The sequence below is a fragment of the Streptomyces sp. NPDC005899 genome, assembly GCF_040629645.1.
Taxonomy (GTDB): domain Bacteria; phylum Actinomycetota; class Actinomycetes; order Streptomycetales; family Streptomycetaceae; genus Streptomyces.
Map to the genome: position 1 here is coordinate 1 of NZ_JBEXWB010000175.1, position 12,637 is coordinate 12,637.

Annotated in this window: 13 protein-coding genes; 7 read left to right on the plus strand and 6 right to left on the minus strand. The window is 73.4% G+C overall.

Features of this window, described 5'->3' with window-relative positions; all coding sequences use genetic code 11:
• Both ABZ371_RS19685 and ABZ371_RS19690 read right to left on the minus strand, forming a co-directional pair.
• Positions 1 to 951, minus strand: a 951-nt coding sequence (locus tag ABZ371_RS19685) for a serine/threonine-protein kinase (RefSeq protein ID WP_358681089.1), incomplete at its 3' end; no start/stop codon positions are given.
• Positions 952 to 1,187: 236 nt separating this feature from the next.
• Entirely contained in the window at positions 1,188 to 1,997 is an 810-nt protein-coding gene (locus ABZ371_RS19690) for a VOC family protein (protein ID WP_358681092.1), read from the minus strand.
• Between the two features lie 385 nt (positions 1,998 to 2,382).
• Here ABZ371_RS19690 and ABZ371_RS19695 point away from each other — a divergent pair, with 385 nt between their 5' ends.
• From ABZ371_RS19695 to ABZ371_RS19715, 5 genes are all read left to right on the plus strand, one after another.
• Positions 2,383 to 3,030, plus strand: coding sequence for a TetR family transcriptional regulator (locus ABZ371_RS19695; RefSeq protein WP_358681094.1), 648 nt, complete (start codon positions 2,383 to 2,385; stop codon positions 3,028 to 3,030).
• A gap of 194 nt (positions 3,031 to 3,224) precedes the next feature.
• Positions 3,225 to 3,893 (plus strand): pyridoxal 5'-phosphate synthase, encoded by a 669-nt coding sequence (locus ABZ371_RS19700; RefSeq protein ID WP_358681096.1) that lies wholly within the window; start codon positions 3,225 to 3,227, stop codon positions 3,891 to 3,893.
• Between the two features lie 75 nt (positions 3,894 to 3,968).
• Positions 3,969 to 4,880 carry a zinc metalloprotease HtpX gene (gene htpX, locus ABZ371_RS19705; protein ID WP_358681099.1) on the plus strand — a complete coding sequence of 304 codons (912 nt, stop codon included), beginning with the start codon at positions 3,969 to 3,971 and terminating at the stop codon, positions 4,878 to 4,880.
• A gap of 9 nt (positions 4,881 to 4,889) precedes the next feature.
• A complete protein-coding gene (locus tag ABZ371_RS19710) occupies positions 4,890 to 5,474 on the plus strand; it encodes a hypothetical protein (protein ID WP_358681102.1) in 585 nt (194 codons plus the stop codon).
• 103 nt (positions 5,475 to 5,577) lie between these two features.
• Positions 5,578 to 6,762 (plus strand): NAD(P)/FAD-dependent oxidoreductase, encoded by a 1,185-nt coding sequence (locus tag ABZ371_RS19715; protein WP_358681104.1) that lies wholly within the window; start codon positions 5,578 to 5,580, stop codon positions 6,760 to 6,762.
• Between the two features lie 51 nt (positions 6,763 to 6,813).
• Here the strand turns inward: ABZ371_RS19715 and ABZ371_RS19720 are convergent, their stop codons facing one another.
• Positions 6,814 to 8,145, minus strand: a complete 1,332-nt coding sequence (locus tag ABZ371_RS19720; RefSeq protein ID WP_358681107.1) for an MFS transporter — start codon at positions 8,143 to 8,145, stop codon at positions 6,814 to 6,816.
• Positions 8,146 to 8,565: 420 nt separating this feature from the next.
• On the opposite strand from ABZ371_RS19720, the gene ABZ371_RS19725 reads away from it, so the two are divergent.
• The gene (locus ABZ371_RS19725; protein ID WP_358681110.1) at positions 8,566 to 9,561 is read left to right on the plus strand and encodes a helix-turn-helix domain-containing protein; all 996 of its coding nucleotides are present in this window, start codon (positions 8,566 to 8,568) and stop codon (positions 9,559 to 9,561) included.
• A 66-nt stretch (positions 9,562 to 9,627) separates the two neighbouring features.
• Here ABZ371_RS19725 and ABZ371_RS19730 read toward each other — a convergent pair whose 3' ends face one another.
• The 3 genes from ABZ371_RS19730 to ABZ371_RS19740 form a co-directional block, all read right to left on the minus strand.
• Positions 9,628 to 10,077: an ATP-binding protein gene (locus ABZ371_RS19730; RefSeq protein WP_358681113.1), complete on the minus strand. Its 450-nt coding sequence runs from the start codon at positions 10,075 to 10,077 to the stop codon at positions 9,628 to 9,630.
• A gap of 570 nt (positions 10,078 to 10,647) precedes the next feature.
• Complete coding sequence (locus ABZ371_RS19735; protein WP_358681116.1) at positions 10,648 to 11,184, minus strand: EF-hand domain-containing protein; 537 nt, start codon at positions 11,182 to 11,184, stop codon at positions 10,648 to 10,650.
• 105 nt (positions 11,185 to 11,289) lie between these two features.
• Positions 11,290 to 11,664, minus strand: coding sequence for an STAS domain-containing protein (locus ABZ371_RS19740; protein WP_358681119.1), 375 nt, complete (start codon positions 11,662 to 11,664; stop codon positions 11,290 to 11,292).
• Positions 11,665 to 11,952: 288 nt separating this feature from the next.
• On the opposite strand from ABZ371_RS19740, the gene ABZ371_RS19745 reads away from it, so the two are divergent.
• Positions 11,953 to 12,534, plus strand: coding sequence for a sigma-70 family RNA polymerase sigma factor (locus ABZ371_RS19745; RefSeq protein WP_358681121.1), 582 nt, complete (start codon positions 11,953 to 11,955; stop codon positions 12,532 to 12,534).
• The last annotated feature ends 103 nt before the right edge of the window (positions 12,535 to 12,637 follow it).

A 12,637-nucleotide genomic window follows, 5' to 3' on the forward strand; every position in this document is an offset into this window, starting at 1 on the left:
CGGCTGCTGCGGGGGCGGCGGCACGGTCACCGGCGCGGGAGCGGCCACGACGGCACGGCCACCGCCCCTGCGCTGCTCGATCATGGCCGTCGCCGGCACGGGCAGCCAGGCGGAGGCCGTGCCGCTGTCGTCGCTGCCGGAGGCGAACAGGTGCGGGGCCAGCTGGGCCTGCAGGTCGGCCGGGCTGGGGCGCCGCGTGGCGTCCATCTGCATGCAGGACTCGATGAGCGGGCGCAGGTCGTCCGGCAGCCCTTCCGTGTCCGGGCCCTCGCGCAGCAGCATGAACACGGTCTCGACCGGGTTGGCCCCGTGGAACGGCGCGTGTCCCGTGGCCGCGAAGACCAGCGTCGAGCCGAGCGAGAACACGTCACTGGCCCCCGTCACGCTGCGCGAGTCGCGGGCCTGCTCGGGGGACATGTACGCCGGGGTCCCCACCGCGACGTTCGTCATGGTCAACCGGGTGTTGGAGACGCCCGACGCGATCCCGAAGTCGATCACCCGGGGGCCGTCCTCGACGACCAGCACGTTGGACGGCTTCAGGTCGCGGTGGACGAGCCCCGCCCCGTGGATCGACTGCAGGGCCTCGGCGATCCCGGCGGCCAGCCACCGCACCGCCTGGGTCGGCATCGGCCCGCACTCGCTCACTATCTCCTCGAGGGAGGGAGCCGGCACGTAGGCGGTGGCGAGCCAGGGGACGGCCGCTCGCGGGTCGGCGTCCACGACGGCCGCGGTGTAGAAGCCGCTGACCGCCCGGGCCGCCTCCACCTCACGCGTGAAACGGACCCGGAACAGCTGGTCCTCGGCCAGTTCCGTACGGACCGTCTTGATCGCCACCCGCCGGCCGGACGCCGACCGCGCGAGGTAGACCAGCCCCATGCCGCCGGCTCCGAGCCGTCCCAGCACCTCGAACGGGCCGATCCGCCGCGGGTCATGCTGCGTCAGCTGCTCCACTTGCCTGCCACCTCCCCGTACGGGCCCCAGATGACGAGGCCCGCGAAATCCCGCCCTGTGCAGCGTCTCACCACTGAGCACCACCTGGCGGTGCACCCTGATTGTTCCTGGCTCCGGGCCCGGTTGCGAACCCGGGGGCGGATCAGGGTGTCTTGTGGCACTCCACCCGTTTCAGGACAGCGGGGAGGTCGCGGCGACGGCCCGGAGGGATGCCCGGCCGGCCGGGCACGGCCCCGCTAGGGCAGCAGCTCGGTCGGCTGCAGCACGGCGAAGGCGGCACCCTGGTCGTCCTGGAGGACCGCCACACGGCCGTACGGGATGTCGAAGGCCGGCGCGGAGATCCGGCCACCGAGACGGACGGCCGCCTCGGCGGCTCCGACGCAGTCGGCCACCGCGAAGTAGGTCAGGAAGTGGCTCGGCAGCATCGCGGGGAACGCGTCCGTGATGACGCTGCGCCCGCCGATCGCGGTGTCCGGGCCGGGCTCGGTGCCCGCCGGTGACCACATGCGGAACTCCGCCGCGGACTCCTCCCCGCCGGAGCCGCCCCCCGGCGGTTCGTCCGTGTCCGTGCCCAGGAAGCCGAAGACCTCCTCGTAGAAGGCGTCGACCCGCTCCGGCTGCCGGGTGTACACCTCGGTCCAGCAGAAGGCGCCCGGCTCGTCGTGCTTCTCGAAGCCGGCGCGGTCACCCGCCTGCCAGAGGCCGAAGACCGCACCGCCGGGGTCGGCCGCCTGGGCGACGATCCCGGCCCGGCCGGCCCGTACCGGGTCGGTGATCACCTGGCCGCCGGCCTTCCGGACGAGTGCGACGGTGGCGAGGATGTCGTCCGTGGAGAAGTAGACGCCCCAGGCGGTCGGCATGCGCCCGTCCTGCTTCGCCGCGAGCGCGGCGACGAGTTTGCCGTCGCTGTACGCGTCGGCAAAGGGCATCCCGTCCCCCGCGTGGAAGGTCCAGCCGAAGAGCCCGCCGTAGAAGCGTTTGCCCGCTTCGAGGTCGGAGAGCTGCACGTCCACCCAGCAGGGCACGGACTGCGCGAATGCGGCCATGGGCCCGGGTCCTTCCGTCGCGGTGACGCCCGTCACAGTCAACGTATCGCCGGGGGTCGCGCCGCGCGCCCCGAAACGGCCGTCCACCCCACCCCCACCCGCGGAAATAGAACTACTGCCCGGATCGTGAAGGCGGCCGGCGACCGGTGGACGAGCGCCCGGGAAAGCGTTGTCCACCGAAGTTATCCACAGGCTGTTGATAAGAAGATCACTCCGACGACTGCCGGGCCCCGCCCTCTCCGGCACCCCCGCGCACCCCGCACACCTGCCGAAGAGCCCGTCGCACCGGCCGCCGAAAAGCCTTCCGCGCCCTGTGCGGACTGGTGCGTTCCCCATTTGCAGTCGGCCAGATCGCGCCCCGATCACCCCTCGGTAAGCTGACGGCATGACAGGACAAGTACGCACCGTTGACGGCCGCGTGGCCGGTCGGCGAGGTCAGGCGACGCGGCAGAAGCTGCTCGACTGCCTCGGCGAGATGCTCAGCTCCTCGCCGTACCGGGACGTCAAAGTCATCGACGTGGCCCGGAAGGCGGGGACTTCGCCCGCGACGTTCTACCAGTATTTCCCCGACGTCGAGGGCGCCGTCCTCGAAGTCGCCGAGGAAATGGCCAAGGAAGGCGCCGGGCTGACCGAACTGGTCGCCGGCCGCTCCTGGGTGGGCAAGGCGGGCCGGCAGTCCGCCGAGGAACTCGTCGACGGCTTCCTCGACTTCTGGCGGCGCCACGACGCGATCCTGCGCGTCGTCGACCTCGGTGCGGCCGAGGGCGACAAGCGCTTCCACAAGCTCCGCATGAAGGTGCTCACCTCCGTCACCAGCCCGCTGACCGAGTCGGTCAAGGAGCTCCAGGCGAAGGGCAGGGTCGACAAGGATGTCAGCGCCGCCGCCGTGGCCGGCTCGCTCGTCGCGATGCTGGCCGCCGTGGCCTCGCACCAGAAGGGGTTCAGCACCTGGGGCGTCAAGGCGGCCGACCTCCGGCCGAACCTGGCCCTCCTGGTCCACCTCGGCATCACCGGCAAGAAGCCGGCCAGGTAGGCGCCGGGCACGAACGCCTCCCCCCTCGGGCACCGTACGGAGACCCGTAGCCCGCACGTCCTGTCTCACCGACGGCGGACCACCCACGTGGTCCGCCGTCGGTGCTTTCCCCGCCTCCGCGCTTCGCCCACCCGGGCCGGCACTTCGCCCACCCGCGCCGGGCGGTCCCCCGGGCGGCACGGTGGAATAGGGCCATGAGCGATACACAGAAGGCCTTCCGCGACCTGCTCCGCGCCCAGCGCGTATGGGAGGACGTCCCCCTCCCCCGCTTCGACCCCTCCGCCGCGCCCGCCGGCCCGCTCGACCTGTTCCACACCTGGTTCGCCGAGGCGGTCACGGCCGGACAGACCGAGCCCCACACCATGACCCTCGCGACCACGGACGCCGAGGGCCGGCCCGACGCACGGACGCTGATGCTGCACGACGCGGACGAGCGCGGCTGGCACTTCGCCACCCACGCCACCAGCGAGAAGGGACGCCAGCTGGCCGCCCGCCCGCACGCCGCCCTGGGCTTCTACTGGCCCGCCCAGGGGCGCCAGATCCGGGTCCGCGGCGCCGTCGTACCGGCGAGCCCGGCGGAGAGCCGCGCCGATCTGCACGCCAGGTCGGCCGGTGCGCTGGCCGCCGCCCTGACCGGCACGCAGAGCGAGGTGCTCCCCTCCTACGAGGATCTGGTGCGGGCCTCGGAGGCCGCCTGGGAACGCGCGCGGGCGGAACCGGACGCCGAGGTGGAGACCTGGACCCGCTACGTGGTCGAGCCGCGCGAGGTCGAGTTCTTCCAGGGCGACGCGCGGCGGCGGCACGTACGGCTCCGCTACCGCCGGGGCGGCGCGAACTGGGCCCGGGAACTCCTGTGGCCGTGAGCCCGCCACCCGATTTCATACGGTTCCTACGCGAAAGGAGCACTATGGGAGGCAGGCGAGCCGCTGGAGGCACCCATGGCACGAGCCCGTTCCCGTTACGCCCCCGACCGGGGCCTGACCGCCCGCATGGTCAGCACGATGTTCTTCATCGGTCTCCTGTACGTGGTCCTGGTGGGCGTGCTCGTGGCCGTCCTGCGCGGCGCCTGGCCGGTCGTCCTGATCATCACGGGCGGCCTCTTCGTCGCTCAGTTCTGGTTCAGCGACCGCATCGCCGCGTACGGCATGGGGGCCCGTGAGGTCACGCCGCAGGAGGAGCCCGCACTGCACGGGGCGATCGACCGGATCTGCGCCCTGGCCGACATGTCCAAGCCCCGGGTCGCCGTGGCGCGGAGCGACGTGCCGAACGCCTTCGCGACGGGCCGCAGTGAGAAGACGGCGCTGGTCTGCGCCACCACCGGGCTCCTGCGCAGGCTGGAGCCCGACGAACTGGAGGGCGTGCTGGCCCACGAGATGTCCCACGTCGCGCACCGCGACGTGGCCGTCATGACCATCGCCTCGTTCCTCGGCGTCCTGGCGGGCATCATCACCCGCGTCGCCCTGTGGGGCGGCCTGGCCCGCAACAGCCGGGGCAACGACCCGGCCGGCGTCGTCATCATGCTCATCCCGCTGATCAGCGCGGTCGTGTACGCCCTGAGCTTCCTGCTCACCAGGCTGCTCTCCCGCTACCGGGAGCTGTCCGCGGACCGGACGGCCGCCCTCCTCACCGGGCGGCCCTCCTCGCTCGCCTCGGCCCTGACGAAGGTGAGCGGCCAGATGGCCAGGATCCCGACGGAGGACCTGCGGAAGGCGGAGCCGTACAACGCCTTCTACTTCGTGCCCGCCTTCGCCGCCAAGGAGAGCCTGGGGCGGCTCCTCTCGTCGCACCCCACGCTGGAACAGCGCCTGGACCAGCTGGCCCGCCTCTCGACCGGCCTCTCCCGCCCGTAAGGAGCCCCCGTGGGCCTGCTCGACAGCATCCTCGGCCGCAGCAAACCCGTCCGCCCCGACCTCGACCAGCTGTTCGCCGTGCCCTCCGCCGCCCTCACCCTCCAGGCGGGTACCGGCTACACGCCCACCGGCCTCGGATCGGTGTGCTTCGCCGGGGTGGAGGGCGGCACGTTCGCCCGTGTCCAGCAGGACGTACGGGAGTTGCTCGACGCCGACACCGGACGGGGCGGGGTGCCCGTGGAGTTCAGCCGGGACGCCTACGGCTACACCTGGCTGCTGGCCCGGCAGGCGCCCGACGACACCGCGGCGCTGGTCAACGACCTGCACGCGGTCAACACCCTGCTCCAGGACGGCGGTTTCGGCCCGCACCTGCTCTGCTCCATGATCGGCTTCCGGAGCACCGAGGGCCGCTCGCTGGCCCTCGTCTACCTCTACAAGCGCGGCACGTTCTACCCGTTCGCACCGGCGCCGGGTGGCGGGGAGAAGCGGGACAACCAACTGGAGCTCCAGGTACGGGCGGTGCTCGGCGACGACCTCCGCGTGGAGGGCGACCTCGCCCGCTGGTTCCCGGTGTGGGGGGCGCCAGGACTGTGAGCGAGGGGCGCCGGGGCCGTGAAAAGGCTCCCGTGATCGTTTCGCAACCGATTTCGGTCTTGACCGAGACCCATCAACCTCAGGGCGGATTACGCTCCGAACCATGCCAGACAGCACGTCTTCCGCCGGTGCAGCCCTTCCCGCCGCCATCGACCGGACCGAGGACCGGCCGGTGTACGTGGTCGGCGGCGGCCCGGGCGGTCTCGCCGCCGCGGCCGCCCTCCGGGCGCGGGGCGTCCGGGCGGTCGTCCTGGAGAAGTCCACCGACGTCGGGGCGTCCTGGCGACGCCACTACGACCGGCTGCACCTCCACACGACCCGGCGCTGGTCGGCGCTGCCGGGGCTGCCCATGCCGCGCCGGTTCGGGCGGTGGGTGTCACGCGAGGACATGGTGCGCTACCTCGAGAAGTACACCGAACACCATGAGCTCGAAGTGGTCACGGGCGTCGAGGTGTCCCGGATCGACCGGGCCGCCGACGGCACCGGCTGGCAGTTGAGCGCCACCGGGGGCCGGGTGCTCGCCGGACGGGCCGTGGTGGTGGCCACCGGCTTCAACCACACCCCGCGCATACCCGCGTGGCCCGGCCGCGAGGACTTCGCCGGCGACCTGCTGCACGCCGCCGAGTACCGCGACCCCGCCCCGTACGCCGGCCGGGACGTCCTCGTCGTCGGCATCGGCAACACCGGGGCGGAGATCGCGGTGGACCTCGTCGAGGGGGGCGCGTCCCGGGTGCGGATCGCGGTCCGTACGGTTCCGCACATCGTGCGCCGCTCCACGGCGGGCTGGCCCGCGCAGGCGACCGCCGTCCTCGTCCGCAGGCTGCCGGTCGCCCTCGTCGACCGGGCGGGCCGCCTGATGGGCCGGATAGCCGTCCCCGACCTGGCCGCACACGGCCTGCCCCGTCCGGACACCGGCCTGTACTCCCGGGTCAAGGAGGGGGCGATCCCCGTCCAGGACGTCGGAATCCTCGACGCCGTGAAGACCGGTCGGGTGGTCCCCGTGGTGGCCGTCGAGTCGTTCGACGGGGATGCCGTGGTGCTGGCCGACGGATCCCGGATCACGCCCGACGCGGTGATCGCGGCCACCGGCTACGAGCGGTCCCTGGAGGGCCTGGTCGGCCACCTCGGCGTGCTGGACGCCCGTGGCCGCCCGGTGGTGCACGGCGCCCGCACCCCGAAGCAGGCGCCGGGCCTGTACTTCACCGGCTTCACCAACCCGATCAGCGGGATGCTGCGCGAGATGGCCCTGGACGCCCGAAAGATCGCCGGACGCCTGGCGAAGCACTGACCAGGGGCCCGGGGAGGCGCGCGGGACGCACCCCTCCCCGGGCCCCGGCCGTCAGCGGGCCGCGGCCGGCGCCGCGTCGCCCTCCCGGCGACGGATCACCAGGACCATCAGCGTGGCGGTCGCGCACAGGGCACCCGAGGCGTACCAGACCACGTCGTACGAGCCGAACACATCGCGTGCCACGCCGCCCAGGAACGCCACCACGGCCGCCCCCACCTGGTGGGAGGCCAGGACCCAGCCGAAGACGATCGCACTGTCCTCGCCGTACTGCTCCCGGCACAGGGCGAGGGTCGGCGGGACGGTCGCGACCCAGTCGAGACCGTAGAAGACGATGAAGAAGACCATCGGCGGGTGCACGGAGGGGCCCGTCAGCAACAGGGGCAGGAACAGCAGCGAGACGCCGCGCAGCGCGTAGTAGACGGCCAGCAGTCTGCGGGCGTCGAAGCGGTCCGTGAGCCATCCGCTGAAGATGGTGCCGACGATGTCGAAGATCCCGACCGTGGCCAGCAGGGAGGCCGCCGTCGTGGTCGCCATGCCCTGGTCGTGGGCCGAGGGCACGAAGTGGGTGCCCATCAGGCCGTTGGTGGAGGCTCCGCAGATCGCGAACGACCCGGCCAGCAGCCAGAACGGTCCCGTGCGGGCGGCGTCCCTCAGGACGCGCACCGTGCGGACGGCCGCACCGGCCATGGGCGCGGGCTTCGCCGCGTAGGTGCCGCCGTAGGGGGCGAGGCCCACGTCGGCCGGATGGTCACGCATCAGCAGGAGGACGAGCGGGACGGCGACGAGCGCGGCCAGGGCGACCGTCACCGACGCCGGGCGCCAGCCGTGCGCGTCCACGATCCAGGCGCACAGGGGCAGGAACACCAGCTGACCGGAGGCCCCGGCCGCGGTCAGGACGCCGGTGACCAGGCCGCGCCGGGCCACGAACCAGCGGTTGATGACGGTGGCGGAGAAGGACAGCGCCATCGAGCCCGTGCCCAGGCCCACGAGGAGGCCCCAGTAGAGCATCAGCTGCCAGGCCGCCGTCATCCAGACGCTCGCCAGGGCGCCGGCGGCCACCGCGCTCAGCGCTACGGCCACGACCCGGCGGATGCCGAATCGGTCCATCAGCGCGGCGGCGAACGGGGCGGTCAGCCCGTACAACGCCATGTCGAGGGAGACGGCGAGCCCGATCTCCCCGCGCGACCAGCCGAACTCCGTGTGGAGGGGGTCGATCAGGAGGCCCGGCAGGGAGTTGAAGGCCGCGCCGCCGATGATCGTCACGAAGGTCACGGCCGCGACGAGCCATGCCCGGTGGATCCGTGGTCGGGAGGGGCGAGGAGGCGGAGCGGCGGCGACGGCCGCGCTCCCGGTTTCGGCAGTCCGGTTCACGCCGACCAGCATCCGGTCACGGGCGCGGGCCCTGCGAGTGGCTTGAGGGACAGGGTTCGCAGGGATCAGGCCACGGCGGGCCGCCCGGAGCCGGTGGGGGCGGGGGCCGAGCAGGGCACGGCGGGGCGGCGCGGTGGTGCGGGGGCGGCGGACGGCGGACAGCGGACAGCGGACGGCGGACGGCGGACGGCGGACGGCCAGGGTGCGGCGGGTAGCAGGTGGCCAAGAGGCGGCGGGAAACAGGCGGGCAGGGTGCGGCGGTCAGGGCGCGGCGCGCAATGTGCGTCGGCGGGCGGTGGGCTGGACGCGTCGGCGGGCGGTGGGGCGGTCGTGCGGAGGCCGGATTCTCCTTCACGGGTGTGATGCCCGTCCGCTTAGAGTCGGTGGCGGCCGTTTCACCGGCCGCGTCCCCCGGGGAACAGGAGAGCTGTGATGCGGCACCGAGTCGTCGTGCTCGCCCTGGACGGGTTGCTCCCGTTCGAACTCGGCATCCCCCAGCGCATCTTCGGCCGCGCGCTGGGTTGCGGGCCGCTCGACGAGGGCCGCAAGCTGTACGACGTCGTGACCTGTTCCGTGCGCCCGCCGGGCCCGGTCCGTACCGACGCCGACTTCAGCATCGTCGTCGAACACGGCCCGGAGGCCCTGGCCACCGCCGACACCGTCGTCGTCCCCGCCTCGTACGAACTCGGCCCCGTGTACGCGGAGGGCCGGCTCACCGAGGAGCTCGCCGCCGCTTTCGCCTTCGTCCGGCCCGGGACCCGGATGGTGTCCATCTGCACGGGCAGCTACGTGCTCGCCGCGGCCGGGTACCTCGACGGCCGCCCCGCCACCACCCACTGGTCCGCCGCCGACCACTTCCAGCGGTTGTTCCCCACCGTCCGGGTCGACCCGGACGTCCTGTTCATCGACGACGGCGCCGTACTGACCTCCGCGGGGGTGGCCGCCGGGATCGACCTGTGCCTGCACATCGTGCGCCGCGACCACGGCAGCGCCGTCGCCAACGACGTCGCCCGCCGCACCGTGGTGCCGCCGCACCGCGAGGGGGGCCAGGCGCAGTACATCCAGCGGCCCGTCCCGGACGCGCGGTCGGCCGCGACGACCGCCGCCCGCGTCTGGGCGCTGGGCCGGCTGGAGCAGCCGATCTCGCTGCGCGACATGGCTCGGCAGGAGTCGATGAGCGTACGCACCTTCACCCGCCGCTTCCGTGCGGAGGTGGGCGTCAGCCCGGGACAGTGGCTCACCCAGCAGCGGGTGGAACGCGCCCGGCAACTGCTCGAGACCACGGACCTGTCCATCGGCGAGGTGGCCCGGGACGCCGGATTCGGCACGGCGACCTCACTGCGCCAGCACGTACAGGCGGCGCTGGGCGTACCGCCGACAACCTACCGGCGGGCGTTCCGGTCGGCGGCCGCGAGCGGGGCCCCGTAGGACCCGGCCGGGACCCGGCCGGGCACCGGACCCGGCTCGGGCACCGGACCCGGCCGGGTGCCCGGCTCAGATACGGGCGGGGTCGCCGGGCTGGTCGTCGGCCACCGTCACCATCATCGGACCGCCCCGGTCGACCTCGCACCAGATCCGCTTCCCGGCGCCTTCCGGCTGCCAGCCCCAGCGGTCCGCCAGGCCGTCCACCAGCTCCAGGCCCCGGCCGCCCGTGTCCTCGCCCGCCGCGTGTCGCTGCTGGGGCGGGCGGCAGCTCGTGTCGGCCACCTCGACCCGCACGGTCTCCAGCGATCCGCAGCCGAACAGCATCCGCAGTACGGCCGGGCAGCCCGTGTGCACCACCGCGTTCGTGACGAGCTCGGAGATCAGCAGGATGAGCGTCTCGGCGAGCGGCTCGTCATCCGCCACCCCGGACCCGACCAGCCGTGACCGAGCCCATCTGCGGGCCCGGCCCACCTCCGCGGGATCCGGCCCGACCTCCAGCTGAACCTGAAGCACCTGCACCGCTCACACCATCCGAACCGGCGGACACATCGCCTAGCGCCTCCTCAGGGTCACGGAACGTGACTCCCCTGTGGGACAGCATGGTTGACGTACAGTCACCGCAACAAGCGCTTCGGGCATATTCCAGCGCGAAGGATTACGCGTGGTCCATACTGTGCGACGCACGTTGCGGAGAGTCGAACAGGAGCGTGCCCGGGACCGGGAAGCCGAGCCCCCGGCAGGTCCTGGGCGTCTCCGGGGACCGCGAGCGGCGCACCGCTTCGGGACCGGAGTCGCCGCACGGGCCACACCCGGATCCCTGGGTTCCAGTACCACTCGCATCCACCGGAGCCTACCTGAGCGGAGCCGCCGACTCCGCCCCGTGACAGGACGCCCGCCGCCTGCGGCCGGCGCCGACTGCGCAGGGTCACGTGGCGCCGGGGGGCCCACGCGGCCACGGTCAGCGACGACTGTGCGGCGCGGCGCCGTACGGCCGGTCCCGCCGCCCTGCGGAACCTGCCGTACGGCGCCCCGAACCGGCCGCGCGGCCGGGCGTGTTGGCGTCCGCGCGGACCTCGGTGCCGACGGGTCTCAGGCGTCGGGCTCGATCACCGTGAAGTACGCGGAGAGCGCCGCGACCGCGTCCTTCTCGGCGATCCGGCCGTCGTGGTCGGCGTCCAGGCTCTGCGCCGCGACACTCGCGACGTCGGCCCCGGCCCCCAGGACCCTGAGGGCCCGCTCCACCGCGGCCACGGGGGCCGAGGCGGGGGCGGTCCCCTCGTGGTCCCCCGGGTCGGCGACGGCGATCGCCGCGCGCAGGAAGGGGCGGGCGATCTCCGCGAAGCGTTCGGGGTTGTCGCGCAGGCGCTTCACCGCCCCGCCCACGAACTCACCACGGGTGACCCGCTGGTCCCCGTCCACGTCGGCGATGCCCGCCATGCCCTGCCAGAAGGCCTCGGCCCCGGTGTAGAGGGCCTGGCCCCTGTCGGAGCGGGCCGCCGTCCCGAACTCGGCGAGCAGACGTGCCGCCGCTACGTTGAAGTCGGCGCGATCGATGTAGCCGTTGCCGTCCTGGTCGAAGGCGGCGAACCGGTGCGCGATCTTGCGTTCGTACTCTGCGCTGTCCATGCGGGGAGCGTACGACGCCGGCGGTGGCCACGTGTCACCAACTCCCGTTACGGGTGTGACGCCCGCCTGCCGGCCCGCGTCCTCACGCCCCGCACCGCCCGCGGATCAGGCGCTGAGCGGCCGGGCGTCGGCGTCGGTGGCGGCACCCGCGTCGGGGTAGACGTCGAAGAGCCTGCGCACCCCCAGGGCGCCGAGCACCTTGTTGACGTGGGAGCCGTCCACCGCGCCCCGGGCCGGGAGGACGAGCCGCAGCCGGCCGCCGCAGGACTTCATGAGCCGACGGGTGGCGATCAGCACGTTGACGCCGCTGGAGTCGCAGAAGAGCACGCCGGAGAGGTCGAGGACCACGTCGTGCCGGCCCTCGGCCACCGCTCCGTGGACGGACTGGCGCACGACGGGTGAGCTCACCAGATCGAGTTCACCGTGGGCCCGCAACACGGTCCACCCGCCTTGCTCGGTCTCGTCCACCTTCAGCGTCACGCGATCGGACCTCTCGTTCCGGCGGGATCCGGAGGATCATCCGGAAGTTTCCGTTCCTCCTCGCGGCTGCCCACCTCACGCATCCGCGAAACACCCGGGGGCCCACCGGTCCGGCCCGGGACGCGCACAGAAACGAGCACCCGGGCCCATCCAGGAGGTCAGGAACGGTCGAAGCGCGTCACATTCCTTATCACCCAGGGCCGCCCGGGGGACGTACTTGGTGCAAAGGTACGTGACGGACCGATGGCGCCGACTACATTCGACGCGAGGCACAGGGCTGGGGGCCGGATGGCGAAGGACGCACCACCGCGCTGGGACCGCCGCATGCAGCAGCGGCTGGTGCGCGGCGAGGCGGCGGCGCTCGGCGAGCTCTACGACCGGTTCGCCGCCCTCGTGCACAGCCAGGCCCAGCGGATGCTCGACGACGAGGAGGCCGCGGACCTGGTGACGCGGGAGGTCTTCGGTCACATCTGGGAGCACCCCGACTCCTACGACCCCGAGCAGGGCCCCATGCGGTCCTGGGTGGCGGACCTCACCCACCGCCTGTCCGTGCGGCGGCTGCGCGACACGCACGGACAGGCCGCGGGGGCCGGCCCGGACGCGCAGGCCGAGGAGCTCGAGGACCGGGTCCGAAGGGCCACCACCGCCGCCCGCGCCGACTACATCGTGGCTGCCATGCCCGCGCCGCTGCGGGCCGCTCTCGAACTCGCCCACGTACAGCGTCGTGACTACCGGCAGACGGCGGCCGACCTGGGGGTCACGGGGGACGAGGCCCGGCGCCGGCTGCGGCTCGGGCTGCAACTGCTCTCCACGGCGACCGACCGTCCGCCCGCGGGCACCACGCCTCCCGGCCACGGGCGGACACCATGACGGACGGCGGCCGCGGTGGCGGTGACGGGGAGGCCCCGGACGCACGGCGCATACCGGGGCAGCGGGCCGGCGGCACCCCGGGCCACCGGCCCGGGTCCCCGCC